Here is a 23,857-nt window from a genome sequence, read left to right on the forward strand (position 1 = left end):
ATTAAGAGGATATCATGCCGACAGGCGATGGCAGTTTGAGCGACATTCTTGGAATCTTATCGGTTCTCCTACTCGTGGCCGCAAACGGCTTCTTTGTCGCCGCCGAGTTTTCCCTGGTCGCCGTGCGCCGAAGCCGAGTTGCCGAACTCGCTGCGGCTGGGCGGCTGAACGCGGCAGCGCTCCAGCGGGCCGTCGACAATCTCGATGCCAATCTGGCGGCGACCCAGCTCGGCATCACCATTTCATCGCTGGCGCTCGGCTGGATCGGCGAACCTGCTCTCGCGCATCTCGTCGAGCCTCTCTTGATCGGGCTGCTGGGGTCGTTGGCGACTGCGGGCTCACACACTGTCGCCGTCGCGATCGCTTTCATCATCATCACCGCGCTTCACATCGTGCTTGGCGAGCTCGCACCAAAGAGTCTGGCGCTCCAGCGCAGCGAAGACACTGCGCTCTGGGTCGTGCGTCCGCTCGGTCTGTTCCTCTTTCTGCTTAGGCCGGCGATTCTAATGCTGAATGGTCTCGGCAACCTCGTTCTGCGACTCTGCGGCCTGCGCCCGGGAACCGGTGAGGATTCATTGCACTCGCCAGACGAGCTGAAGCTTCTGATCTCGGCCAGTCAGGAAGGCGGGCTGTTGCAGCAGGCGCAGCGGGAGATGGTCGAGCGGGTCTTCAATATCGGCGAGCGCCGCATCAGTGACATCATGACGCCTCGGCCGGATATCGACTGGATCGACGTGAATGATGACCGAACCGAGATTCTTCGTACGATCCGCGATTGCCGCCATGAGCAGCTCCTTGTCGGCAAGGGCGGTATCGATGAACTGCTCGGCATGGTTCTGAAGAAGGACATGCTCGACCAGGTTCTTGACGGGCAGGTTCTCGATCCGATGGCGATCATCCGTGAGCCGCTCGTCGTTCATGAATCAACGCCGATTTTCAAAGTGCTGGAGCAGTTCAGGAAGGCGCCCGTCCGCATAGCAATGGTCCTCGACGAGTACGGAAGTCTGGAAGGAATTGTTACCCAGACCGATTTGCTCGAAGCCATCGCCGGCGACCTGCCCAACATCGAAGGCGAAGAGCCGGATATCGTCGAGCGTGAAGACGGCTCCCTTCTCGTGGATGGTATGATGTCGGCCCAGGACGCCTTCGATCGCCTTGGTTTTCGGGCACGGCCAACTGAAGGCGACTTCCATACGATCGCAGGATTTGCCCTGTTTCGACTAGGGCATCTGCCTGAGGTCGGGGAACATTTTGATTATGGCGGCTGGCACTTCGAGATCGTGGACATGGATGGCCGGCGGATCGACAAACTGCTCGCACGAAGGAACTCTCCCACGGGGCGGCAAGAAACATCGGAGTAAGAATGCCCGGATTCCTGCAAGACAGGCGTCGTCATTTTCATTTTTGCGTGGTTGCTCGGCGGCGCCCTTCCTTTATCCCGCAAACCCGGCAGTCGTGGTGGTGATTCTGCCGTTAGTCATGATGACGCGGCAGTTGGTTGCCTGCGTGGCTCCCTTCCCTGATGGCCTTTGGAACGGCTTGGGCTAGCGGACGGATGGGTTTCGCCTGTATTAAAAAAACTCGCCAACTTGTCCAAAGTGTCAACGGAGCATTGCCCTTGCCTTATCGCCGCTTGGAGTGTGATCGGCAATCCTGGTATCGCAATGCCGGGAGGCGACGATGCGTGTCATTTTCCGATGTGATCCAATGTTGGTCGAGCATTTGCCACGCCCGATCCTCGCGCGCGGCGCGTTGCCGGATTGGCTGCGCACAATGCCCGCTACTTCCTTTTCGGCGATCCACGGCCGCGACATTCGCACGCTCAAGCAGTGCCCGCCCGTTATCGATGCGATGACCTGTGGCTTCATGATCCTCCTGCCGTGCGACGTCATCGCCGACAAAGGGACCTTTTCCTAGGACTGGCAGATTCCGGACCCGGTCACCGGGAACCACCCCCGAGCGCCTTTGAGCTTCCACACGCCGGGGCAACTCGCAGGCAGCCCGTTTGCCACTCCCGGTCAAGCCGCCCTCAAATTCAACAGCTTCTGGACCATACAGGTCGAGGACGGCTGGTCGCTGTTCGCGACGCATCCGGTCAATCGCGACGATCTGCCCTTCAGGCTGGTGACGGGCCTGGTGGATTCCGACCGGTTCAACGATGGAGGCATTAATTTCCCGGCGGTGCGAACGGCAAGGCTCGCTTCGATGCGCGCACGAGCCCCCGGCATGTCTGCCCTTGCGAACAGGACCGCCGCCAGAAGATGGCAAAGCGCTGGATCGCCCGGGTGCTGCCCCAGGCCCAATGCGCACAGATGCATCGCTTGGTCGTGATTACCGGAATTGAAAGCAGCCACCGCCCAGCGGATCAGATCGCCACTATCGCTTTGATTGTGCGCGTTGTTGCTCGGACACTCACTGGCAGTCATGTCCTCAAGCGCCCGATGTCGATTCCAATCATGTTTGGCGGGGCCGCTTGCCATGAATCGAGCAGAGTAGCCGATTTGGAGCCTCGCTTGTCATCACGCTTAACCGCTTCCAAAGGCAAGAAGGCTACAATCCGCCCCAACTGCTGCTCCCGTGCCCTTGGGCACACACGCTCTAGTGACGACCATTCTATGAGCGCGCTTGTAAATATTGGCTACTCGCAAGGGATGTCGATAGGCGTTCGTCAAATTCCAGCAAAAGCGGTCTCATGTTGACCAGCTTTTCCGGTGTAAATCTGGTCAGCGGTCCAGAAACAGCCAGCGCTCCGGCCAAGCCCTCGCTGCCTGAAAAAACCGGTACGGCCATCGTCGCTGTTTCAGAATCGCCCTCCCCGAGCGATACAAACGGAATCTTCGCCATAAGAGCTATTCGCATTCTAGGCTTAGCGAGACTAAACCGAGCAAGCACCATGATGGTCAAGCGAAAGCACATCGCCCTCTCGGATTTGATCCCGGATCAAATGGCGACAGTCTGCACGAAACAGGCAAATGCTGCGATTTCCCTCCTTTCGAAAAAAACGATGCGCTTTCATTCGCCTGTTCAACAAGGCTCAAAAGGAGAGGCCGAACGAAGGCCTCTAAAACGACGACGGTAGAATGAGCCCAATATCATCGGCGTAGGGCCGGCAGCAAAGCGCTTGTCCGCCATGCGAACAATGTAGCCACTCCGGACAAGGGATTCCGTTAACCGAAGGATCGTGCTTTTGTAGAGGCCTGTTCTAGAAGAAATCTCGGCCAAGCTTAAACCTTCGTCGCGCTCTGTGAAGCACCCGAGGATCGAAAGCGCGCGATCGACAGCTTCAACCCCTCCCGCTCTTGTGTCTGCTTGGAGCCTGCCGGACATAATGTAGGGACCACAACACTGGCGCGTCGGTTGCGCTAGGCTGCGTTACAGCTTCGCTAGGCATCCAGGTTTGGCCGGTATCCGGATTCAGGAAGGATGATCGCAGAACGCGGATCCCCAGATGTCAAACCCCGATGGTCCCCGGCGCGGATCGTGAACAGCGGAGTTTCCGCCACATCCTCGGCTGCCGTTACTGTCAAAACCATGCTTGCGGGCGCCACTGCGCTCATGGCAACAAACGGGCTAATCTTTGTTGACATTTCTCGTCATCGATGCCTGCCATTATAGCCACGACCGTTCAGGACGGAATCGATGCGGCGCAAGATCGCCTTGGAATATCGAGGTAGGCGATAGCGAACCTCGGTCGTCTGAGTTTTTTGGCGGGCTGAAGTAGGAGGCTTGAGGTGTGTAACACGCGTTGGGCCATTGGTCGCTCGACAGCGGCCGAAATCATGGAGCTGAGGTTTGATGAATAAGATTGCCTTACTTCCTCTGGTGACGTATCCGGAAGCGAATTCCACCAAAATCGCCTTAAACGCAATCGCGGTGGTCAAGCACATTGGCGCGGCGCTTCACGCATTAACGATCAATGTCGATATCCCGGGTATTTCCAACCCGGTGTCGAGATACTTGATCAACCTTCCCGAAATGATCCGGGAGACAGAAGCGACCAGCCGCAAGCACGGGCTCGATTTGCTGGAGGCATTGAAAGCTGAAGCGGCACGTGTCGGATCGTCCCTGACAACCGAGGAGATTGCTGTTCAGCCGGCATCTGTCAGCGATGTTGCGGCAGTGAAGTCACGCTATTTCGATTTTGCTTTGATTGGGTTGGAGCCAAATAACCAGACTGCGCGCATGACCGTTGACGCGGTTGTGTTTGGTTCGGGCCGACCGACCATAATTCTGCCGGAAAGCGCAAATGTTGGTGCAATCGATCATGTTATCATCGCTTGGGATGGGAGTCGCGTTGCGGCCCGGGCCGTTGCCGACGCGTATGAGTTTCTGCAATGTGCGGCAAAGATAACCGTACTGACGGTGACAATCGAAAAGCCGCTGCGCGATATTGGCGAAAGCCTTGCTTTAAGCCTGAGAATGCGTGGCCTTCCCGCTGAGGGAGTCTCAATCGATGCGGAAGATCGCCCCATTGGCGTTACGCTTCAGGAGCGCGCTGTCGGCATGGGCGCCGATCTGCTTGTCATGGGTGCGTACGGCCATTCCCGGATGAGAGATTTTGTCGTGGGTGGCGCAACCAAGGGCGTTCTGGGCGATCTGCGCCTGCCTGTCCTTTTGTCGCACTAGAAATCTGCAAATCTGGCCTCGAGTAGCGGCGGCAAGTTGGCTCCTACGGTTGCGCCAGCGGCGTCAAAGGAACCAGCTACGAGTTCAAGACGAAACCGTGCCTAATTCTCTTGAGTTGCGGATTGTTTCGCCTTCGAAATTCGAACTCGAACTGAACTGGGGAGCATACCCGTTCGCGCCGCCTACGATTGATTCCTGCCCTTGCCAGAGGCAGACAATGACGGTCCGCCTTTGGTGCCCATCAAATCCACGCCTGCAGCCATTTGAGGCCGAAGGCGCCGGGAGCCAGAATACCTGTGGCCCAGACGAAGGCTGAGGTGATGTTGGCAATCTGAAACGTCAAGGCGGGCATCTTACAGATGCCCGCCGCCAATGGCACGGATGCGCGCAAAGGACCGAAGAAGCGCCCAAAGAACACCCCGGCCACCCCCCATCGCTCGAAGAACAGGTGACCGCGCGGAATGAGGTTTGGATAACGTGACAGGGGCCAATAGTGCGAAACCCCGTTTCCCAACCGCGTGCCGGGACAGCCAGTCCCCCAATGCCGCCCCAATGGCGGCGGCAAGCCACAGGGGCCAGAATGCGATACCGCTTTCGCCGATGAGAAAACCGACACCGATCAGGATCACGGTTGCAGGCAACAACAGAGAGATGAATGCCAGCGATTCCCCAAAGGCCAGCACGAGCACCAGCGGAACACCCCATGCTTCATGCGTCCGGATAAACGCGATCGTCGCTTGCGTGACCTCATCGAGGCTCATTCATCACTTTCCAATTCGCACCAAGCGTGACCGACGGTTGACATCTCACCATATCGGTCCCTCTGGCAAAGACCTGCCGCGCAGGAAACGGAAATCGTGCAGACGTGTAGCGGCCGAGCAACGCACACGGCGCAAGTAACCATTCAGAAGGATCTTCCTCCCGCTCTGATTGACAGAACCCACGGGATCGACCTTAACTCATTCTTAACAAAGGTGGTTGGGCGGGTCGGATGAGTTCCTCACGAGTGCGGTTGTGCGTACGGTTGGGCGGCGGTGCGGTCGTTGCAATCATTGCGATAATATCCACGTGGTCGGCGGCGACGGCTTCACAGTCGATGCCGATCGGTGGCTTTACCTCGCAGCCGATCGGTCACTACGATTTCTGCAAATCCCATCGGGCCGAATGTGAGATCCGCTCACGCGACAATGGTCCGGAGCACATGACCGGAAAACTCTGGCGGCAGATTACGAGCGTTAACCTGACGGTCAACAACAACGTCAAGCCGATGAGCGATCTCGACCAGTACGGACAGGACGAATTCTGGGCTTATCCGGACAGTGGTTTCGGCGATTGCGAAGACTATGCGCTGGAAAAGCGTCGCCGTCTGATAAACAGCGGCATTCCTGTGTCGGATCTGCTGATGACGGTTGTTCGCAAGCCCGACGGCGAGGGTCATGCAGTGCTGACTGTTCGTACCGACACGGGCGACTTCATCCTCGACAACCTCACCGACACGGTGCGCCGCTGGGACCAGACCGGCTACCGCTTCCTGAAGAGGCAAGCCGGCACCGACACGGGGCGCTGGGTCTCCCTCGATGGCGACAACCCGCTGGTCAGCGCAATCAAGTGACGGTAGTGTAACAGTTCACCCCAAAGTTGACGCCTTGCCGAAAGAGATCTCTGTGGCTGATGCGCAGCCTGCTCTTCGTCTTAGGTCGGAGTGTTCGTCGTTGTTAAGGCTTTGTGTCCGGCTTCGCCTGATTGCTGCTCGCCCCCTTCGACGAGCACACTCAATGGCGCTGTCGCCTCCGGGCAGCCGCTCTGAATTTTTTTCCATGACGAAATGTTGAGAACCATGTCGCATTGCGCGAGTTCCGGTCCAGACGGCAATTGCAGACAGGCGAATTCACCGTGATGGAACGTCCGGCCGTTGGCGAGGCACTGACATTCTGCCCGCGCGGGCGTTGCAACAAGCGCCGCGAAAACCAGGATGCAAGAGGCATGGAACGTCCTCATGCGAAATCATAGCACGATCCGGAGCGGGCGCCAGATCGCCCAGCATGAGCTACAGCGCCGTGATGATGACGAACGCAATCGCGACCGCGGTGGCATGGGAACCGGCGTTGGCGAGCGAGCCCGGGAGGCCACTCAGCAGAGGCTCGATCAGATGCACAGATCAGCACCCGTCGCCGGCCGCTCCGGCGCCCGTGAGCAGTAGCGCCATTAGCGCGGCGAGAACTCGGACGCTCCGCCTCGCCCAATTTCGACCCTCTCACGCCCTCGGCAACGCAACCCTGGATGAGGACCGCGTCATTCCACACGCAAATAACCGGTCAGGCCGCTCTTCTGATGTTCAATGACGTGGCAATGGAATGCCCAATTACCCGGATTGTCAGCGACCAACGCCACTTCCATCACTTCTTGCGATTTAAGAAGGGCCGTATCTGTTACAAGCGACGCAATTTTGCGCTTGTCGGAGCGTAGCAGACGGAAAGACATACCGTGCAAATGGATCGGATGATCGTTCGGCGTTTCGTTGCGAAGGCGCAGAACATAGCTTTTGCCTCGTTTTAGAGCCGCGAGCGGATCAACTGGCCCCGGCGCGTCCCCTCGCCAGGCGACGCGGTTGATCGACCAGAAGGTGTAGCCGAGCGTGCCGCAAACACCCGGCGCCGGCGCATCACCATTGGGCGACCAGCCAAAGACGAAGTCCATTGTCTCGGGATCGGTAAGATCCGGCTCCGGTACGCGATTCGGCCGCAGCGGCTTGAGTTCGCCAAGCGTCCGCCCCGCGCTGGCGCCGATAGGCCGGAATCGGACGAGAACGCGAGGTCCCTTGGCTGTTCTGAGATTCAGGCTGACGATCTCGTCTTCGCCATCAGGCACGCGGAGGGCGATATCGGCGCGCTGGCCGGGCGCGATGACAATGCCCCGAGGCGCAACAGGCTGCGGCAGCGGGTTGGCATCAAGAGCGATCACTTTGGCCGTTCCGCCATCGAGGTCATAAGTGCCGATACGGGTGACATCCGTGACTGCCAAACGCAGGCGCACAAGGCTGCCCGCCGGCAGATCGTAAATCGGGGTGACTTCCCAATTTACTGTCGAGACCGTACCCAGCGTGCCGCCGCGCGCAGCGTTGCGTGCCTTGAACAATTCGATGAACTGGCCGTCTTCGCCGAGACGGAAGTCGCGTATATTGAGCGGCAAATCCTGGTCGAAACCGGCATCTTCGTCATCTTCGACAACAAGCATGCCTGTCAGACCGCGGGCCATCTGATCGAGCGTGTTGCAATGCGGATGATACCAATAGGTGCCGGTATCCGGCGGTGTCAGCGTGTAACGGAAGCTTTCGCCCGCCGCGATGGGACGCTGGGTGAGATAAGGCACGCCGTCCATGGCATTGGCGATGCGCAATCCATGCCAGTGCACACTCGTCGCTTCATCGAGATCATTGACCACGTCTATGGAAAACGGCCTACCTCGCAATAAACGCAGAGTGGGCGGCGGCCCGCCCGCACCGAAACTCATCATCCCTTTGGTGACGGTGCCGGGCAAAATCGACCGACTGATCGCTGAAACCGGCAAGGTCAGATCGGCTGCTACGGCCCTGCCGGCAATCAGCCCGCCTGCAGCGCCGACAGCTACTGCTGCCGTGCCGCCCAGCAAGAATCCCCTGCGCGACATTCCCGACATGAAGCAGCCCTTTCAGTGGAGTATAGCGGACGTGGTGTTGTTGTCTCTTCGTTCACGAATTTCGAACCCTGGCAATGATTCAAGGTCAAGGTGGCGTAGTCTCCGAAGGACTTCAACTGAAGTTGGAGTTTCACTTGCTTTTTGATGATTGCCACACAACGTCGCACTGAGCCGCGAGGCGTCTACGTGGCAGCTCTCGCCGAACGGCGTGTTGTGGGTGTAGCGTGCCCGATTGGCAGGAGTTACGACGCAAGCTATCCCCTTGCCGGAAATGGGCTCGCCTGAAATAGCACATTTGAAGCGGCCACCGTCTCTTAAACGCCCATAAACGCAAACGCCCATAGACGCTCATCACTCGTCAGCGCTCTATCTCGGCCCATTTCTGCTCGCCGCAGGATCGGTGCAAATACGGTCATCCAATTTCAATAACGGAACCCTGTAATGCTGCCGTCACATACGGTGGCTAGGCGGATGCAGGGCGCCCTGCCCGTCCAACCTTTGGAGACAACCATGCGCGCGTTGCCGACTGTCATGGCGCTTGCGGCCCTGCTGGGCACGCAGCCCGCTTTCGCCGAATTCGTCACAGCTTTCGATTTTCCGCAGCCGAAAGACACCAGCGAATTTTACACGGTTATCGAGATTCCGGCGGGAAGCTTCACCAAATATGAGATCGATGCCGAGACAGGCCATGTCGTCGTCGATCGATATCAGTCCATGCCGGTCGTCTATCCGGCCAACTATGGTTCCGTTACCAGTTCGTTGGGCGGCGACGGCGACCCGTTGGATGCGCTTGTCTTCACCCGGGAACCCGTTGTGCCCGGTGCTCTGATCAAAGTCCGCGCCATCGGCGTGCTCAACATGGTCGACGGCGGCGAAGCGGATGACAAGATCATCGCTGTGCCGGCTACGGATATCGATCCGCAATATGACGGGGTCAAGACCATCGATGATCTTCCGGCCATCGAACGACAGCGCATCGAGGCATTCTTTCGAGTTTACAAGCAGCTACCTGAAGGCCGCAAGGCCGTTGAGCTGAACGGCTTTGGTGGCGCCAACGTCGCCATCGACATGGTTGGCAAAGCCATTGAAAGCTACCGGAACAAGAAGGACTGACAGGAAAGCAGAATCTCAACAGGAAGCTCATCCATAGGGCTGGTTCCTAGCGGTGTTGGAACACCGCTAGGGTATGCGTTGGGCTTGCGTCGCACTGTTGGATGCGCGCAAACTGCGCTTCGCTTTAGCTCCGGGCGTTTGCTGTTGATAAAGCCAAATCGTTGGCTTTATCTCCGCCTTCGCCTGGTTTCTGCTCGTCCCCTTTGACAGGCAAGCCAAACGGCGCCGTCGCCTCGGGGCATCCATCCTGAATTTTTTTCCATGACGAAATATTGAGAACCATGTCGCACTGCGCGAGTTCAGGACCTGACGGCAATTGCAGACAAGCGATTTCGCCGTGATGGAAAATGTGGCCGTTGGCGAGGCACTGGCATTCGGCCCGCGCGGGCGTTGCAGCGAGCGCCGCGAAAACCAGAATGTAAGAGGCCGTGATCGTCCTCATGCGCAAGATCATAGCACGATCCGGAACTGTCGCTAGTGTGAACGCTTCACAAGTAACTCGGCGGAGAACTCGTACCGCGGGCGCTCACGATCCTCAATCGTCGTTCGCGTCGGTTTTTGCCCTGTTGTCCCTATTTTGTGGCCCGAATCAAAGGCACGGCCAAGCGACCAAAATGACCAGCAAATCCATCGGCATGCCGCGCCCAACGACACCTGCCAAACTGCCGGCATACATGACGAGCAGCGTTGTTCGAACCAACGGCCGCGATGATGCGCGACACGTTCATGTTGAGGGAATGCGCGGGTCCTGAACGAGATAGAGCCGCGCAGTCGGCGTGAAATCAGTCACCAGGAATGAGAACGAAACCGTGCTCAGCGGATCGACCTCGCCTTTCCGGAACAGAAGATGGTCATAAGGTTCGAATTCACGACTGAATTCGGCGAAACTATCGGACCGAATTGCATCCGTTTCGCGGCGCGCCTGGTCGAACGAAAGCCCGTCGCTGGAATCGCTTGGCTGGTTGAGAATCTCCTGCAACTCGAACTCGAATTCGACCCAGGCGTGACCGCTGTTGTTGAGGGCAACGATCCTTAGGGAAATGAACCCGGTGGCATAGTTGCCGGAGGCACCGAATGGCTGAACCGGCCGGATGGCGCGTATGGTGAGGGTTACCGGGCTTGCCGACTCGAGTTCCTCGGTGATCACGACGGGATCGGCCCTTGTTCCGGCTCCCGAAGCGGCAATGATCCGGAATCCGCCGAGTTCGTCGGAAAAGGAGTAGGCGCCTGCTTCAAATATTCTGGGCCCTGTGCCATCGGCCCCAGCGAGGAGTCCGCTTGCTGCGAGCACGGTTGCGAATATCCCTACCAGACGTGCGCCTGATATTCGGGTTGACGAGTGGTGCCACATGGCTCGTAGTATGAACGACATTCCCGCGGCCGCATACTGGAATGGCTCAGGCGAGAGGCTATGATGGTTGGATTTGGCGCCGTAGGTCGAGGCATTCAACCGGATCGGTCGCCGCAAACCGCGGAGAGGTTGTCGCTGCCGGCGATATGCGCGAGAGGACGTACCGATGTTCGGACTTGGCATGACCCACCTGTTGGTTATCTTCGTGGTGGCGCTGGTTGTTTTCGGCCCGGAGGAGCTTCCAAAAGTCATGCGATCGGCGGGGGCAATGATGAAGACATTCAATCGGATTGCGGGCGATTTTCGAAAGCAGTTTGACGACGCCGTACGTCAAGCCGAGAAGGAACTCGACCTGCAGGAAACCCGCTCGATGCTTCAGAATGCGATGGAGGACGTGCCGCGAAGCGCTGACAAGGCCATAGTAGGGAAGGACAGCAATCTCGATCCGGCCGCTGAGCGGGGCGCAGAATCTGAACTGACGTCGGTCACGGCCAAGGATGCGAGGTTTAATGCCGAAACGTCATCAAACCAGTGATCGGGCAGAAGAGCAGTCGCCCATCGGAACCATCGCGAGGCTCCCAGCCGCTCCACCTTCACCGTTTCGGTTTCGCCGACTGCGCGCCGGGACTCAAAACCTCATCTCGGGCATTCCCCTCGCTGTAAAATCCCTTCACAGGTTACCATTGTTCCACCACTGCCGTGCTGCAGCCGTGCTCTGTTTGACAATCGCGTTGCTGACTGCGGCGGTCACCGACGTCGGCTCCGCTTCAGCGCATCGCAACGCGCTCTGGCAGGTTGTGCAGACCTGCGCTCTTGCCGCAGCGCATCTTGGCAGCGCTTTCCCCTGCGAGGAAGTGATCCTGCCCAGGCAGGGCGTGCCTGGATCAGCTCTCATTAAATCACCCCGATACCGGACCGAGTTTCTGTTGACGCCACTTACGGCTGTTGCCGGCCTTGAAAGCCCGTCTGTCCGTTGGCAGGGCAGTTCCCAACTCTGGAATCGGGCGTGGAAAGCACGAAGCAAGGTCTCGGCGAGCCTCGGACGTCACCTTCCACGAACGGCCATCGCCATGGCTGTGAATTCCAGGACTGAGCGATCCCAGGATCAGTTCCACATCCATATCGATTGCGTTGCGGTGTCGGTGGAAAAGAAACTTGTCCTGAAGGGGCCGAAGGTGGAAGGTCCGTGGCAGCTTCTCCCTTTGGCTCTGATGGGGAAACGCTATTGGATCAAGGCAGTCGACAAGCCGGATTTGGAAACGACCAACGTAGTCGGCATCATCGCTTCCGGCCTGCCGCAGGCCCGGCGCGCCATGCATCACGTAAATGTCGTCGTCGTTGGCGCCGAACTCGCCGGCGCAAGACCGGGATTTTACATCCTGACCAATTGGGAAAGCTCAGCGGCCGAGCGCCTTTTGGATCACGACTGCACCTCGCGTTGAGCGCCCACGAGGCAACGGGCGAAGCAATGGCCGCACCCGGACACTCGACGGAAGTCTCAAAGCAGTCTTCGCGGAATGGTATCCGGGCATGGCAAACGACAATCCAAGACCCGATCAGCGCAGCAAAGCTGCGTGACCGCCCCACAGTTCCTCATGCTCTCCTATCTGCAGGCCCGCACCGGCTAACGTCGGCTCTTCGACGATCCGATGAACAGACAGCCCGAGACGAGCTGCGCACCATGCGCCTCGAAACGCGCGAGATGGGTCGCGATTGTCACCGCTCGGACGCAATAATGACCGCTTGTTCGTGGTCTGTGACGTCGACACGTGGCAAATTCGTCGTTTTTGGTCGGCGCGCGTTTCCTGCCATGTCACATCCCTGACACGGACATCGCCGAACATTGTCCGTGAACCCACCGGGAGCCTGCCATGCACCGTCTTATCGCTGCACTCGCAATAACAACAAGCTTGAACACCGTTGCGGGGGCAGCGACGGTCTACCCGCTTGATCGGGCCACGATCCTGGCGCAGTCGCCTTTCGACGTGAAGGTCGAGTTCGACAAGGTCGTTAGCGCCGACCAAGTCACGGTTACGATCAACGGCCAGCCGGCGGAAACCGTGTTGGGCAAGAAATTCGAATTCATCGAGAAGGAAGAAGGTTTCGACGCTTCGGCGCTGTTGATCCGCGCAGCCAGCATTTCGCAGCCTGGTACCTACAAGCTGGAGGCGAAGGCCGGCGACGAAATGAAGTCGGTGAGCTGGCAGGTTTTCGGCACCCCGGCAACGCCCAAGGCCAAGAACGTCATCTTCTTCCTCGGCGACGGGCTTTCGGTCGCGCATCGCACCGGCGCCCGCATCATGTCGAAGGGCATGACGGAAGGCAAAGCCAACGGGCGCCTCAACATGGACGACCTCGATCACATGGCCTTCATAGGCACGTCCGCGACCAATGCGATCTCAACCGATAGCGCCAACACGATGTCGGCTTACATGACGGGCCACAAGACGGCTGTCAACGCGCTCGGCGTCTATGCGGATCGCACCAAGGCCAGCCTTGACGACCCCAGGGTCGAGACGATCGCAGAGGCGCTGCGGCGCACCGGCAACAAGTCGATCGGCGTTGTCTCAACCGCCGAGGTGGAAGACGCCACCCCTGCGGCGGTCGTCGCCCATACCCGCCTGCGCGCCGACAAGGCTGACATTGTCGGCATGTTCTTCGTCGTCAAGCCCGAAATCGTCCTTGGCGGCGGCTCCGCCTACTTCCTGCCGCAGAGCACGCCGGGCTCGAAGCGCAAGGACGACAAGGACTACATCGCAATGTTCAGGGATGCCGGTTACACATTGGCGACCGACAAGACCGAACTCGTGGCCGCCAAGGGAACCAACACCGGCAAGATCCTCGGCCTTTTCCACACCGGCAACATGGACACGACACTCGACCGTGAATTCCTCAAGAAGGGCAGCGTCGAGAAGTTCCCGAACCAGCCCGGCCTTGTCGAGATGACGCAGACCGCACTCGATCAGCTTTCCAAGGACGAGGACGGCTTCTTCCTCATGGTCGAAGCGGCGTCCGTCGACAAGATGTCGCATCCGATGGACTGGGAGCGGTCGCTGTTCGAGACCATCGAGTTCGACAAAGCCGTCGGCATCGGGATGGAGTTCGCCAAGACGCATCCGGACACGCTGATCGTCGCCACGGGCGATCACACGCACGGCGTGTCGATCATCGGTACCATCGACGACCAGAAACCGGGCGAGGAGATGCGCGACAAGGTCGGCGTCTATGCCGATGCGGGCTTCCCGAACTACACCGACGAGAACGGCGACGGTTATCCCGACAAGGTGGACGTCACGCGGCGACTGGCTATATTCGCCAGCAACTTTCCCGACTACTACGAAACCTTCCGTCCGAAGCTGGATGGTCCGTTCGAGCCGGCCGTGCAGAACGGGGCGAAGCAGTACATCGCCAACGAGAAGTACAAGGACGTTCCGGGTGCGGTCCTGCGCGTCGGCAATCTGCCGAAGACGGCCGACACGGCCGTCCACGCCGTTGACGATGTCGTGCTCCAGGCGACCGGCCCTGGCGCCGAGGAATTCAAGGGCTATATGGAAGGGAGCGACGTCTATCGCGTGCTTGCCGATGCCCTGGGTCTTGCGCCGGCAACGAACTGATGCACTTTAGCCGATCTGGCTTGATGAACCAAGTCGCGACATGGCTCCTGACGCTACGGCGCCTGGAGCAGAACGCCGGAAGCAAGTTTCGCTCATGAAACAGCGCCCGATCACCCGCCGCAAATTGGTGCTGCTTGGCTCGGCCGTCGCACTGGTCAAGATGACTGGCGCGAGTTCCGCTTCCACGGCAACGGCAACCCTTGGCTTCGATGAGCTCTATGGAAAGATCAGCGTTCTCGGGCTCAGCTTTTCGGACAAGGTGAAAGGGCTCGCGGAAGCGGAAGTCTCCATGCAAGGCTTCATGGCGCCGCCGCTCAAGGCCGAGGCGAATTTCTTCGTGCTCACGGAAATCCCGATGGCGCTTTGCCCGTTCTGTTCCTCCGACGCCGACTGGCCGGACAACATCGTGGTCATCTACCTCGACGAGGCGCAGACCTTCGAGCAGGCCAATGCCCCGATCGAGGTGAGCGGGCGGCTGGAGGTCGGTTCATGGACCGACCCGGAAACCGGCTTCGTCAGCCTGCTTCGCATCGTCGATGCGCATTTCCGCACGGCCTGACCGCAAATGCTCCGTTTGACGATCCGTGACCTTGAGATGTCGTTTCAGGGTCTTGGCAGGCCTGCGCTGGCTCTGTCCGCGCTGGAAATCGCGCCAACCGAAAAGGTTGCCGTTACCGGTCCGTCCGGGTGCGGGAAGACGACCTTCCTGAACGTCGTCACCGGGCTCGATCGCGTTCGGAAGGGTCGGTTCGATGGGGCGAGACCGATCTTTCCGGTCTTTCGGAAGCTGGTCGCGACCGTTGGCGCGCTATGCATGTCGGCCTTGTCATGCAGGAGATCCACCTGTTCCCCGGCCTCTCGGCGCTCGATAACGTGCTGTTGCCGAGCCGACTGTCGCGGCTCCGTTCGAATACCGACTTCAGAGCGGACGGCATGCAGTTGCTCGAGCTGGTCGATATAGATCGTCCCGATCAGCCGGTCGAAACCATGTCTCGTGGACAGATGCAGCGGGTCGCGGTGGCTCGGGCATTGGTCGGGCGGCCGGCAATCATCGTGGCCGACGAACCGACAGCCAGTCTCGATGCCGATTCTGGGGCCTCTGTCGCGGACCTGTTGCTGCGACTCTCCAACCAGGCGGGTGCGACGCTGATCGTGGCGAGCCACCAAAAACGCCTCATCGAAGGCCTCGATCGCGTGATCCATCTGGAGTCTGGCGCCGTCGTCAGCGACACCGGCAAGCCCGCGGCCACGCATGATGAGGCGTTTCTTTGACGTCCGCGCACGATCGGTCGCGAATCCGATCAGCCGAGGTAACCATACTGCCGGTTCTGCGGCCGCCCTCACGCGAAGGAAATGACCCTTGTTGCGGTTTATCGCTGCGGACTTGAAGCGACACTGGATCGGCGTGGCTGCGGTGGCGCTGCTCATCGCGCTCGCGACCGCGCTCGGCGTCGCTGTCACGCTCGGCGAGCGGGCGCTTCGGTTGGGTAGCGCACGTGCGGCGGGCGCCTTCGATCTGGTAGTCGGCGCGCCCGGCAGCGAGACCCAATTGCTGCTGTCCGCCGTGTTCCTGCAGGCAGCGCCCTTGACGCTCATGCCGGGCAATGTACTGGCGGGGCTGATCAGGGACGAACGTGTGGCCTGGGCGGCCCCCGTCGGGTTCGGTGATTTCGTCGAGGATTTCCCGATCGTCGGCACGACGCAAGCGCTGGTCGACGGACTGGGCGGCGTCTCCGAAGGACGCACGTTCGAGAAGCTCGGCGAAGCGCTTGTCGGAGCGTCCGTGGCGAAGAACATGGGAAGCCGCTTTCACCCGGCGCACGGCCAGGTCCGTCAGGCGACCGCAATGCACAATGATGTCACCTACGCGGTCGTGGGACGGCTGAGGCCGACCGGTACCGCCTGGGACCGAGCCGTCATCGTTCCGATCGAAGCGGTCTGGCACATTCATGAACGCGATCGGGCGGGAACAGGATCGCCGCTCCTGCAGGCTGCCGCCCAAGGGGCCGCAGAGACAAGCGAGTTCGACCAGCCGATCCATCCGGAGGCCGTCCTCGATCCATCCACACCCGGCCTGCCAGCCATCGTGGTGAAACCGCGTACGGTCACTGACGCCTATAAGCTGCGACAGGCGCACCGCAACGATCGGACCGTCGCGATCTTCCCGGGCGAGGTGCTGACGAGGCTGTACGGGACGCTCGGCGATGCGCGACGCGTGCTTTCCTTGGTGGCCGGCGGAGCGCAGGCGCTTGTCGCCGCCGCGATCCTGCTTGTCGTGGTCCTTCACGTCATGCAGCGGCGCCGGCAGATTGGTGCCTTGCGCGCGTTCGGGGCGCCGCGCGCGGTGGTGTTTGAAATCGTCTGGCTGGAGACGTTCGCAATCATCGCAGCAGGGGTGCTTCTCGGCTTCGGGCTGGGCTACACGGCCGCCAGGACGGGTGCGCACCTCTTGAGCGGAGCCAGCGGCTTTACATTGCCGGTCGAGTTCCGCAGCGAGGACTGGCAGTCCGCCCTTGTGTTATTGGCTGTCACGGGTCTGATCGCTCTGGTGCCGGCGATGCTTGCATACCGGCAATCGCCGGCGCAGGCATTCAGAAACTGAACCGATTTGTGCTCATCAAAAATTCTCACCGCAGCCCGAATTAGGAAACTGCTCGTCCTTGCAAACGGTTTCGTCAAAGCCAACAAAACTATGCCCAATGCTCTATCGCGATTGACACCCAAGACAGTCGTCGGTTCAGGTTGCCGGAAGATCGTGACGGACGCAAAGGAAAGTGCAATTGGCTGAAATCGGGTGGAGCGAGGCGGCGATCCTAGGAGTGGTTCAAGGACTGACGGAATTTCTTCCGATCTCCTCAAGCGCGCATTTGCGGATCGTTGGTGAATTCCTGCCACCGGCCGGCGATCCCGGCGCCGCATTTACCGCCATTACGCAGATCGGGACCGAGATCGCGGCCCTGATCTATTTCCGCCATGACATTATCTGCATCATCGCCACATGGCTGCGTTCCCTGGCCGGCCGCCGTGAACGGCTGGACCCGGATGCCCGCATGGGATGGCTGGTGATCATAGGGACCCTGCCGATCGGCATCCTAGGACTATTGCTGAAGAACCTGATCGAAGGTCCGGCCCGCAACCTCTATCTCACGGCAACCATGTTGATCGTCTTCGCTGGTTCTCGCGGCCGCCGACCGGCTGGGCGCCAAGCGCAAGGCTTTGCGCGATCTGGGCTGGCGGGACGGCTTTCTGTTCGGCGCCGCCCAGGCGATGGCCCTCATCCCGGGCGTTTCGCGATCGGGAGGCACTATAAGCGCCGGACTGCTGATGGCTTACACGCGAGAGGCCGCCGCCAGGTATTCGTTCCTGCTGGCGATACCTGCCGTGCTCGCCTCAGGCTTCTTCCAGCTCTATGCGAGTTGGGGGGCAGACAGTCCGGTCGGCGCCGGTCCGACCGCGCTGGCCACCCTGCTGTCCTTCGCGGTCGGCTATGTCGCGATCGTGGGTTTTCTGAAGCTAGTCTCGACGCGCAGCTACATACCCTTCGTCTATTATCGGATCGGGCTCGGCGCCTCGATATTTCTGCTTCTTGGCGCCGGTCTCCTGTCAGCGTCCTGAGATTATTTCGTGCCGCTGACGAGAATGTTCTGTTGGGATTCGATCGCTTCCCAATGGCCGGAGTTGGATCGCGACTGGCGCTTCAGGTAGGTATATCCGGTGTCCGACCACAGCAGGACCTTCGGCTCCAGATTGTCGAGAATGAAGTCACCGGCGGTCGTGTTGACGCTCAGCATCGCGTGCCCCTCGCCGCTCGACTGCCTGACCACCGTTATCCAAAAGGTTTTGCGGGGGCACGCCCTGTCTCATCAGTTCGCGACGTTTTTCCAGCACGATGTCGTCGCAGTCGCCAAATCCCTTATAGGGATACTCCCATTTCTCCTCGACACCGGGTATCTATGTCCGTCATGGCCATGATCGTCGTGTTGGCCCTGTTGTTGATTTCGATCAGCGTCTCACACAAGGAGCGGGTCAGTTCGACGGGCTTCGGGTCGCGCGTGACGATCGAGCAATCATCGCGATAGTTCCGACAGTATTCGTAATGACCGATCGCTGCGTTGTCCGTCCGTTTGTTCGCATGAATGTGAGCTGCCCTGCATTCGCCGACCATGACCGATGACTTTTGCGATCGCTCGTAGGCGTCAACGTATCCGTAAACCACCGCGTCAAGCCGGTGAGCGACATGGAACACAATGGAGTTCCAGAATATTGGTCCTATCCTGACGATAATCTGGGTGATTGCGAGGATTATGCACTGGAAAATCGGCGAACGCTGATGCGAAAGGCCTTCGCGTCTCCAGTCTGCTCTTGACGGCAGTGCGCAAGTCCGATGGCGAAGGGCACGCTGTATTGGCGGTTCGAACCGACAAGGGCGATTTCATTCTCGATAATCTGACCAATAGGGTTCGTCCCTGGTACGAGACGAACCATCACTACCTGAAGCGCCAAGCGGAATACAACACGAGACGGTGGGTTTCCATCTTAAGCGAAGACAATCTTCTCGTCGGCGCGCTTAGGTAACGCGATGCCGAACATTTTTTCCAGCGTCCTTGCATCCGAACACCTTGCCGGCTCGCAAAACCTCCGCCTCTCTGTTATAGGCTCGAAAGCACACTGCCATGACCATATGACGGCACACTCTGCATCCCTTCACGGAGCCGGAGGCTGCCAACGGAGCCTCATGCCAACAGCCAAGCTGCAGCCCTTTTTCATGACGGTGACGATCGTTGCAACTTGTGTCGGAACGGCCCCAGCCGTGGCGCAGACTGTCACAGTCGTCCCGACGGGCAATCGTCTTGCCGAGCAACCGGTGATCCCAAGAGCGTCCGCGCTTCGTTCCAAGGCATTCAACACGACGTACGAGGAGAAGTATCGGGCCATAACCGCCTTGATACGGGACGACCGCAAACTCGTCGGCAAGATCAGGAAGGCGTCGCTCGCCTATGGCATCGATCCGATCCACATCGTCGCGGCTCTCGTCGGAGAGCACACCTACAATATCAGCGTGGTCGACTCGGTTCAGACCTATTACGTCAAGGCGCTCGCCTATGCCGATCTGAAGTTCTCCTTCAGCTACAGGGGCACTCCGGTCCAGTCATTCGTCCAGCGGCCCGAATTCGCATCCTGCTCTTCTCTCGAAAGCAGCGCGCTGATTTGGAGCTGCCGTGACCAGGTCTGGGAAGAGACATTCCGGGGTCGCAAGGTCGATGGCGTCGACTACGAACCCATCACGTTCCAGCGGGCCTTCTTCCAACCCTTCTATGCGGGGCAGACCTTCGGCCTGGGACAGATAAGCCCGCTTGCAGCCCTGCAGGTCACAGACATGGTCAGCCGGGTCAGCAAGCTTCCCCGATTGTCGCCCGATCGCCCGCAGGCGATCTATCGCGACGTCATGGATCCTGATCGCAGTCTTGTTTACATCGCCGCGATCATCCGGGATTCGATCGATGCCTATCGGGAACAGGGGTTCGATATATCCGGTAATCCCGGAATCACCGCCACGCTCTACAATGTTGGCCAGCCGCGCAGACGTGCACGTGAGTTGAGGCAAGCCGTGACCGACAAGACCGGCCGCACCCTGCCCGTCGAGAACTATTACGGCTGGCTCACCAACGACAGGCTCGAAGAACTCAAGGCGCTTCTCACCGATGGCACGAAATGATCGTGGTTGGTGGCCGGACACTCGCGAACCTGCGTCGGATGGCAGGACAGATTTATGCCGGAAAAGCTGGCTGTCATGAGACCAATTCCGCTTGCATTTGGCGAACATCTATCGACTTCAGATGGAAGCAAACAGTGCACTCAAGCGAACTCATAAAGCGCGCCGGAATTGCCGGTCGCGTGCAAGATGGCCAAGCGAGGTATCGTGTGTCGATAACCATGCGGCTCCAAACTGAGAATGGCTTACCCAGCGCGACGCTCTGAAAACCACATATTTGAAAGACAAGGTGGCGTTTGGCATGCGCCTCTACGGCTTGACTGACTGAGGGGGTGACATCGCCATGCTTGATCCGATCGTGAATTTCTTCACCCGGATTTTCCAGTGGATCGGCCGCGGCATCGGCTTAGCCATCGGCGTCATCCTGTGGCCGTTCGTGTGGGCCGGGCGTTGGTATACGCAGCGCGGCTGGATCCTGAAGGCAGTGGTCGGTCTGGCGCTGCTGATGCTGATCGGCCTCTACGCCAATTTCTTCTACGCCACCCAGTGGTGGAACAATTTCAACCCGAACTATCCCGACACCTATATATTCGAGAAGCGCAACCTGTCGGCCGGCGAGCAGGTCGCCGCCGGTGCCGGCACCGACGCCGCCAGGACCTGTGGCAATTCGGCGATCGCCCAGTTGGCGGCCGACCTGACCGACTTCAACGTCAACCAGAATGCCTGGGTGTCGTCGATGATCCTCTACAAGCTCGGCCTGTTCGGCATCGACTGGGACCACACGCCTTGGATGGACAACAAGGCGTCGTTCCAGCGCGGCATCAACCAGGCGGTGCGGCGCACGGCGACCGAGCTTGCCGACAATCTCGGCCGCGTGCGCACCACTTCGCAGATCGACGCCGATCTTCAGGACGCGCGCGGCAATCTGCAGTTCGATGAAGAGACCTGGTATTTCGGCCTGAACCCGTTCGGCCCGAAGACGCCGACGCCGAGCTACTATCGCGATGCGGTGCGCAAGCTGCGCGCCTTCAACGCCCGGCTGGAAACCTGCCAGACGGTGTTCGATGCCCGCGCTGACAATCTCAAGCAGTATATCGACCGCATCTCGTCCGACATCGGTTCGACCTCGGCGATCCTCAAGGAGCGCGCTGAGCACTACAACAATGGCTGGTTCGATTTCCGCGCCGACGATCGCTTCTGGTTCGCCTATGGCCAGCTCTATGCCTATTACGGGCTGATGAAAGGCGCCGAGGCCGATTTCGAGGACGTGATCAACGAAAAGCACCTGCAGAGCCTGTGGGACACGATGGACTCGCAGTTCGTCTCGGCGCTGCGCATCCAGCCCTTCATCATCGCCAATGGCCGCGAGGATGGCTGGCTGTTGCCGAATCACCTAACGACAATTGGCTTCTACATGTTGCGCGTGCGCTCGAACCTGGTCGAGATCAGCAACGTTCTTGCGCAGTAACTCGGTGGATGAAGCGCTCGAGGGCATCGAGGCATTGGGACCGGTAACTTCTCTGGGGTGAGCGCGGCCACGATTTGTTAGCGCCGACTGGGCCATCACCGTTACTTTGTTTAAGGCGGCGGCGATGGCGGTGGAATGGACGATCACGATCGAGAGCAGGAACGAATTCGGCGATGTCGAAACGAGGTCCGGATCGACAAAAGCGATGAGCGTCCGCGTGGCGGAGACCTTGACCTGTCGATCGAGGATGGCAAGAAGATCATGGCCGCCCTGCAAACAGTGGTCGCGACCTAGTCTAGGAGGCGAAAACCTACACCCTGTTTCGACGGGTCTGTCCGGATTGCCACAATTTTCGGCCAGTCAAGGACTATACGACGCGTCGAATTCAAACGGTGTTCGGCACAGTGGAGGTTCGCAATCCCCGCTGGGTGTTGTGCCGGGATTGCCATCCAGGGATGGACGCCGCATCCAATGGTCGAGGTTCCCGACCTGTGGAGGGAAGTGCATGAATGGACCGGCTTTGCGGATAGCTTCACGCATGTTCGCACCGGCGACGTCCCAAGAAATGTCTCGGCCATGCTGGCCGGCGTACTGGCGGATGCGACCAACCTTGGTCCGAAACGGATGGCCAGCGCGTCCAAAGGCATCAGCGCTCACCAGATCAGTTGGATGAGAACCTTCCATGCACGGTCGGAGACCTACCGCGCGGCGCAGGCCTGCGTGACGGACGCACACACCCGCCATCCGCATTCTCGCCTTTGGGGCAATGGCACGACGTCATCATCTGACGGCCAATTCTTCCGCGCGAGCGACCGAGCCGCAAAGCGCGGCGACATCAATCTGCATTACGGCAGCGAATCCGGCTCAAAGTTCTACAGCCACCTTCCGATCAGTACGGCTACTTCAGCATTCTGCCCATCAGTCCGACCGAAAGTGAGGCTGCTTATGTGCTCGATGGGCTATTCGATCAGGACACGGTCCTCGACATCCAGGAACACTTTACCGATAGGGGCGGCGCGAGTGATCACATCTTCGGTCTGTTCGCCCTCATAGGCAAACGCTTCGCGCCGCGACTGTGCAACCTCAAGGACCGGAAATTCCACACGTTCGAGAAAGGCGATGCATACCCGGCGCTGTCGAACCACATCGGGGCGCCGATCAACACCACCCTGATCCTCGAGCACTGGGATGATCTCCTCCATCTGGCGGCGTCGATCACCACGCGATCCTTAGTGCCGTCCACGATCCTGAAGAAACTATCCGCATCTCCGAAGGAAAGCCAACTCGCACGAGCGCTACGGGACTCGGCCGGGTCGAGCGATCGCTGTTCATGATCGAATGGTACTCAAGTTCGGCGCTACGCCGGCGTTGCCAGGCCGGCCTCAACAAGGGTGAGGCTGCGCATAAGCTGAAGCGCGCCGTTTTCTTCCACGAGCGTGGTGAAATCCGTGACCGGTCGTTCGAAAGCCAGGCGTTCCGCGCCTCCGGCCTCAACCTCGTCGTCAGTGCGATCGTAGGAATACGGTCTATATCGAACGGGCCGTTACCTACTTACGCAAAACGCATCGCGAGATTCCGGATCATCTGCTCAAGCACGTATCGCGGCTGAGTTGGGAGCACATCAACCTGACCGGCATCTACACCTGGGATGCAGAACATCAGATGCCTGAAGGATTCCGGTTCGCTCAGACTTCCGGCTCGGTTACGCCACGCCGCATGACGTTCATGCTCCGTTCGACGTTAGCGTGTCGCTGGGAACGGTTCTTGTTCCGACCCCCTACTCGCTGGGTTACACAAGCAGCCAACTGTTCCGACGGGTCCTATTTCCCCAGGTGGCCCTCACGGCAATTCCCGAGCTGACCACCTCGATGATGGTCATCATGAAGGCGCTTTCACTCGGATTCGCCATCGAGGTCGTCGATATCTTCGCGCAGTCCCAACTGACCGCCGCGCTGAACTTCTACTACCTCGAAGCCTTTGTGATTGCCGTCGTGATCTACATGGTGATCGCCTATGTCGTCATACAGATCGCCGACAGGCTGGAGCAATCCCTCCGGGTGTGGACGTGAGGCATGCATGTGGGACAGGATCGCCAAGCTTCGGGATTACTCTCGTCACGGTAGGGGCCGCCGACCGTCGCGCGCGCTGGGCGCGCTATTTCTCATCGCCGTTGGCCTCTATGTCGGATACCATGGCTGGACAGGACTATCCGCCGCGGGGGCCTGATGCGCTCATGCTTCAACCCAAGACCGCAATCCGAGATAGCGAGCCAATCATGAAATCCGAGACAGCAGCCA

24 protein-coding genes and 6 pseudogenes are annotated in these 23,857 nt (G+C 59.4%); 19 read left to right on the top strand and 11 right to left on the bottom strand.

Annotated elements, in window-relative coordinates:
* Positions 1 to 14: 14 nt before the first annotated feature.
* Entirely contained in the window at positions 15 to 1,361 is a 1,347-nt protein-coding gene (locus NKJ23_RS19235) for a hemolysin family protein (protein WP_023680195.1), read from the top strand.
* A gap of 319 nt (positions 1,362 to 1,680) precedes the next feature.
* Entirely contained in the window at positions 1,681 to 1,917 is a 237-nt protein-coding gene (locus NKJ23_RS19240; RefSeq protein WP_352681727.1) for a hypothetical protein, read from the top strand.
* Positions 1,918 to 2,018: 101 nt separating this feature from the next.
* On the opposite strand, the gene NKJ23_RS19245 is transcribed toward NKJ23_RS19240, so the two are convergent.
* From NKJ23_RS19245 to NKJ23_RS19255, 3 genes are all read right to left on the bottom strand, one after another.
* Positions 2,019 to 2,426, bottom strand: coding sequence for a tetratricopeptide repeat protein (locus tag NKJ23_RS19245; RefSeq protein WP_352495687.1), 408 nt, complete (start codon positions 2,424 to 2,426; stop codon positions 2,019 to 2,021).
* A gap of 187 nt (positions 2,427 to 2,613) precedes the next feature.
* On the bottom strand, positions 2,614 to 2,844 hold the full coding sequence (locus NKJ23_RS19250) for an IclR family transcriptional regulator (protein WP_352508350.1): 231 nt from the start codon (positions 2,842 to 2,844) through the stop codon (positions 2,614 to 2,616).
* 180 nt (positions 2,845 to 3,024) lie between these two features.
* Positions 3,025 to 3,327 carry a helix-turn-helix domain-containing protein gene (locus NKJ23_RS19255; RefSeq protein WP_352495686.1) on the bottom strand — a complete coding sequence of 101 codons (303 nt, stop codon included), beginning with the start codon at positions 3,325 to 3,327 and terminating at the stop codon, positions 3,025 to 3,027.
* A 468-nt stretch (positions 3,328 to 3,795) separates the two neighbouring features.
* On the opposite strand from NKJ23_RS19255, the gene NKJ23_RS19260 reads away from it, so the two are divergent.
* Positions 3,796 to 4,626: a universal stress protein gene (locus NKJ23_RS19260; protein WP_352495685.1), complete on the top strand. Its 831-nt coding sequence runs from the start codon at positions 3,796 to 3,798 to the stop codon at positions 4,624 to 4,626.
* A gap of 241 nt (positions 4,627 to 4,867) precedes the next feature.
* Here the strand turns inward: NKJ23_RS19260 and NKJ23_RS19265 are convergent.
* Positions 4,868 to 5,387: pseudogene (locus NKJ23_RS19265) on the bottom strand (DedA family protein).
* A 230-nt stretch (positions 5,388 to 5,617) separates the two neighbouring features.
* Between NKJ23_RS19265 and NKJ23_RS19270 the strand changes: the two are divergent.
* Positions 5,618 to 6,238 (top strand): transglutaminase-like cysteine peptidase, encoded by a 621-nt coding sequence (locus NKJ23_RS19270; RefSeq protein WP_352495684.1) that lies wholly within the window; start codon positions 5,618 to 5,620, stop codon positions 6,236 to 6,238.
* Between the two features lie 80 nt (positions 6,239 to 6,318).
* On the opposite strand, the gene NKJ23_RS19275 is transcribed toward NKJ23_RS19270, so the two are convergent.
* Both NKJ23_RS19275 and NKJ23_RS19280 read right to left on the bottom strand, forming a co-directional pair.
* Positions 6,319 to 6,624 (bottom strand): hypothetical protein, encoded by a 306-nt coding sequence (locus NKJ23_RS19275; RefSeq protein WP_352495683.1) that lies wholly within the window; start codon positions 6,622 to 6,624, stop codon positions 6,319 to 6,321.
* A 294-nt stretch (positions 6,625 to 6,918) separates the two neighbouring features.
* Entirely contained in the window at positions 6,919 to 8,301 is a 1,383-nt protein-coding gene (locus NKJ23_RS19280; RefSeq protein WP_352495682.1) for a multicopper oxidase family protein, read from the bottom strand.
* A 471-nt stretch (positions 8,302 to 8,772) separates the two neighbouring features.
* Here NKJ23_RS19280 and NKJ23_RS19285 point away from each other — a divergent pair, with 471 nt between their 5' ends.
* Positions 8,773 to 9,414 (top strand): inorganic diphosphatase, encoded by a 642-nt coding sequence (locus NKJ23_RS19285; RefSeq protein ID WP_352495681.1) that lies wholly within the window; start codon positions 8,773 to 8,775, stop codon positions 9,412 to 9,414.
* A gap of 124 nt (positions 9,415 to 9,538) precedes the next feature.
* Here the strand turns inward: NKJ23_RS19285 and NKJ23_RS19290 are convergent, their stop codons facing one another.
* Together NKJ23_RS19290 and NKJ23_RS19295 are read right to left on the bottom strand one after the other, a co-directional pair.
* The gene (locus NKJ23_RS19290; RefSeq protein ID WP_352495680.1) at positions 9,539 to 9,856 is read right to left on the bottom strand and encodes a hypothetical protein; all 318 of its coding nucleotides are present in this window, start codon (positions 9,854 to 9,856) and stop codon (positions 9,539 to 9,541) included.
* A gap of 282 nt (positions 9,857 to 10,138) precedes the next feature.
* The gene (locus NKJ23_RS19295) at positions 10,139 to 10,705 is read right to left on the bottom strand and encodes a hypothetical protein (RefSeq protein WP_352495679.1); all 567 of its coding nucleotides are present in this window, start codon (positions 10,703 to 10,705) and stop codon (positions 10,139 to 10,141) included.
* 226 nt (positions 10,706 to 10,931) lie between these two features.
* Here NKJ23_RS19295 and tatB point away from each other — a divergent pair, with 226 nt between their 5' ends.
* From tatB to NKJ23_RS19330, 7 genes and pseudogenes are all read left to right on the top strand, one after another.
* A complete protein-coding gene (gene tatB / locus NKJ23_RS19300) occupies positions 10,932 to 11,300 on the top strand; it encodes a Sec-independent protein translocase protein TatB (RefSeq protein ID WP_023680209.1) in 369 nt (122 codons plus the stop codon).
* A complete protein-coding gene (locus NKJ23_RS19305; protein ID WP_352495678.1) occupies positions 11,275 to 12,207 on the top strand; it encodes a CDP-diacylglycerol diphosphatase in 933 nt (310 codons plus the stop codon). Before tatB ends, NKJ23_RS19305 begins: the two co-directional genes overlap by 26 nt.
* A gap of 429 nt (positions 12,208 to 12,636) precedes the next feature.
* Positions 12,637 to 14,379 carry an alkaline phosphatase gene (locus NKJ23_RS19310; RefSeq protein ID WP_352495677.1) on the top strand — a complete coding sequence of 581 codons (1,743 nt, stop codon included), beginning with the start codon at positions 12,637 to 12,639 and terminating at the stop codon, positions 14,377 to 14,379.
* Positions 14,380 to 14,473: 94 nt separating this feature from the next.
* Positions 14,474 to 14,938, top strand: coding sequence for a hypothetical protein (locus NKJ23_RS19315; RefSeq protein ID WP_352495676.1), 465 nt, complete (start codon positions 14,474 to 14,476; stop codon positions 14,936 to 14,938).
* A 6-nt stretch (positions 14,939 to 14,944) separates the two neighbouring features.
* Positions 14,945 to 15,651, top strand: a pseudogene (locus tag NKJ23_RS19320) (ABC transporter ATP-binding protein).
* Between the two features lie 88 nt (positions 15,652 to 15,739).
* Positions 15,740 to 16,981 carry an ABC transporter permease gene (locus NKJ23_RS19325; RefSeq protein WP_352495675.1) on the top strand — a complete coding sequence of 414 codons (1,242 nt, stop codon included), beginning with the start codon at positions 15,740 to 15,742 and terminating at the stop codon, positions 16,979 to 16,981.
* A 187-nt stretch (positions 16,982 to 17,168) separates the two neighbouring features.
* A pseudogene (locus NKJ23_RS19330) lies at positions 17,169 to 17,994 on the top strand (undecaprenyl-diphosphate phosphatase).
* A 2-nt stretch (positions 17,995 to 17,996) separates the two neighbouring features.
* Here NKJ23_RS19330 and NKJ23_RS19335 read toward each other — a convergent pair.
* From NKJ23_RS19335 to NKJ23_RS19345, 3 genes are read right to left on the bottom strand one after another with little or no spacing between them, the layout of a single operon-like run.
* Positions 17,997 to 18,170: a transglutaminase-like cysteine peptidase gene (locus NKJ23_RS19335; RefSeq protein ID WP_352451998.1), complete on the bottom strand. Its 174-nt coding sequence runs from the start codon at positions 18,168 to 18,170 to the stop codon at positions 17,997 to 17,999.
* Positions 18,142 to 18,330 (bottom strand): transglutaminase-like cysteine peptidase, encoded by a 189-nt coding sequence (locus tag NKJ23_RS19340; protein WP_352495720.1) that lies wholly within the window; start codon positions 18,328 to 18,330, stop codon positions 18,142 to 18,144. Before NKJ23_RS19340 ends, NKJ23_RS19335 begins: the two co-directional genes overlap by 29 nt.
* Positions 18,293 to 18,544, bottom strand: a complete 252-nt coding sequence (locus NKJ23_RS19345) for a transglutaminase-like cysteine peptidase (RefSeq protein ID WP_352495719.1) — start codon at positions 18,542 to 18,544, stop codon at positions 18,293 to 18,295. Before NKJ23_RS19345 ends, NKJ23_RS19340 begins: the two co-directional genes overlap by 38 nt.
* Positions 18,545 to 18,616: 72 nt before the next feature.
* Here NKJ23_RS19345 and NKJ23_RS19350 point away from each other — a divergent pair.
* From NKJ23_RS19350 to NKJ23_RS19380, 7 genes and pseudogenes are all read left to right on the top strand, one after another.
* A pseudogene (locus tag NKJ23_RS19350) lies at positions 18,617 to 18,954 on the top strand (transglutaminase-like cysteine peptidase).
* A gap of 190 nt (positions 18,955 to 19,144) precedes the next feature.
* Positions 19,145 to 20,095, top strand: coding sequence for a DUF1402 family protein (locus tag NKJ23_RS19355; protein WP_502902552.1), 951 nt, complete (start codon positions 19,145 to 19,147; stop codon positions 20,093 to 20,095).
* 340 nt (positions 20,096 to 20,435) lie between these two features.
* Positions 20,436 to 21,560 (top strand): DUF2333 family protein, encoded by a 1,125-nt coding sequence (locus tag NKJ23_RS19360; protein WP_352495674.1) that lies wholly within the window; start codon positions 20,436 to 20,438, stop codon positions 21,558 to 21,560.
* Between the two features lie 135 nt (positions 21,561 to 21,695).
* On the top strand, positions 21,696 to 21,854 hold the full coding sequence (locus tag NKJ23_RS19365; protein ID WP_352495673.1) for a hypothetical protein: 159 nt from the start codon (positions 21,696 to 21,698) through the stop codon (positions 21,852 to 21,854).
* 177 nt (positions 21,855 to 22,031) lie between these two features.
* A pseudogene (locus tag NKJ23_RS19370) lies at positions 22,032 to 23,169 on the top strand (Tn3 family transposase).
* The gene (locus NKJ23_RS19375; protein ID WP_352681759.1) at positions 23,133 to 23,420 is read left to right on the top strand and encodes a hypothetical protein; all 288 of its coding nucleotides are present in this window, start codon (positions 23,133 to 23,135) and stop codon (positions 23,418 to 23,420) included. Before NKJ23_RS19370 ends, NKJ23_RS19375 begins: the two are co-directional and overlap by 37 nt.
* Positions 23,339 to 23,629, top strand: a pseudogene (locus NKJ23_RS19380) (ABC transporter permease subunit); the annotation flags it as partial. The gene NKJ23_RS19375 and the pseudogene NKJ23_RS19380, both read left to right, overlap by 82 nt.
* Positions 23,630 to 23,857 lie beyond the last annotated feature (228 nt).

Origin of the sequence: Mesorhizobium sp. M0184, from assembly GCF_040322215.1 — a bacterium.
In the GTDB taxonomy this organism is placed as follows: Bacteria; Pseudomonadota; Alphaproteobacteria; order Rhizobiales; family Rhizobiaceae; genus Mesorhizobium.

Excerpts from the sequence above, each read along its gene's own strand:
- NKJ23_RS19255 (WP_352495686.1), bottom strand. The coding sequence starts at position 3,327 with ATGTCCGGCAGGCTCCAAGCAGACACAAGAGCGGGAGGGGTTGAAGCT.
- NKJ23_RS19240 (WP_352681727.1), top strand. The coding sequence starts at position 1,681 with ATGCGTGTCATTTTCCGATGTGATCCAATGTTGGTCGAGCATTTGCCA.
- NKJ23_RS19235 (WP_023680195.1), top strand. The coding sequence starts at position 15 with ATGCCGACAGGCGATGGCAGTTTGAGCGACATTCTTGGAATCTTATCG.
- NKJ23_RS19275 (WP_352495683.1), bottom strand. The coding sequence starts at position 6,624 with ATGAGGACGTTCCATGCCTCTTGCATCCTGGTTTTCGCGGCGCTTGTT.
- NKJ23_RS19335 (WP_352451998.1), bottom strand. The coding sequence starts at position 18,170 with ATGCTGAGCGTCAACACGACCGCCGGTGACTTCATTCTCGACAATCTG.
- NKJ23_RS19245 (WP_352495687.1), bottom strand. The coding sequence starts at position 2,426 with ATGACTGCCAGTGAGTGTCCGAGCAACAACGCGCACAATCAAAGCGAT.
- NKJ23_RS19365 (WP_352495673.1), top strand. The coding sequence starts at position 21,696 with ATGGACGATCACGATCGAGAGCAGGAACGAATTCGGCGATGTCGAAAC.
- NKJ23_RS19310 (WP_352495677.1), top strand. The coding sequence starts at position 12,637 with ATGCACCGTCTTATCGCTGCACTCGCAATAACAACAAGCTTGAACACC.
- NKJ23_RS19285 (WP_352495681.1), top strand. The coding sequence starts at position 8,773 with ATGCAGGGCGCCCTGCCCGTCCAACCTTTGGAGACAACCATGCGCGCG.
- tatB (WP_023680209.1), top strand. The coding sequence starts at position 10,932 with ATGTTCGGACTTGGCATGACCCACCTGTTGGTTATCTTCGTGGTGGCG.
- NKJ23_RS19355 (WP_502902552.1), top strand. The coding sequence starts at position 19,145 with ATGACGGTGACGATCGTTGCAACTTGTGTCGGAACGGCCCCAGCCGTG.
- NKJ23_RS19345 (WP_352495719.1), bottom strand. The coding sequence starts at position 18,544 with ATGGTCGGCGAATGCAGGGCAGCTCACATTCATGCGAACAAACGGACG.
- NKJ23_RS19270 (WP_352495684.1), top strand. The coding sequence starts at position 5,618 with ATGAGTTCCTCACGAGTGCGGTTGTGCGTACGGTTGGGCGGCGGTGCG.
- NKJ23_RS19260 (WP_352495685.1), top strand. The coding sequence starts at position 3,796 with ATGAATAAGATTGCCTTACTTCCTCTGGTGACGTATCCGGAAGCGAAT.
- NKJ23_RS19250 (WP_352508350.1), bottom strand. The coding sequence starts at position 2,844 with ATGGCGAAGATTCCGTTTGTATCGCTCGGGGAGGGCGATTCTGAAACA.
- NKJ23_RS19280 (WP_352495682.1), bottom strand. The coding sequence starts at position 8,301 with ATGTCGGGAATGTCGCGCAGGGGATTCTTGCTGGGCGGCACGGCAGCA.
- NKJ23_RS19360 (WP_352495674.1), top strand. The coding sequence starts at position 20,436 with ATGCTTGATCCGATCGTGAATTTCTTCACCCGGATTTTCCAGTGGATC.
- NKJ23_RS19305 (WP_352495678.1), top strand. The coding sequence starts at position 11,275 with ATGCCGAAACGTCATCAAACCAGTGATCGGGCAGAAGAGCAGTCGCCC.
- NKJ23_RS19315 (WP_352495676.1), top strand. The coding sequence starts at position 14,474 with ATGAAACAGCGCCCGATCACCCGCCGCAAATTGGTGCTGCTTGGCTCG.
- NKJ23_RS19290 (WP_352495680.1), bottom strand. The coding sequence starts at position 9,856 with ATGAGGACGATCACGGCCTCTTACATTCTGGTTTTCGCGGCGCTCGCT.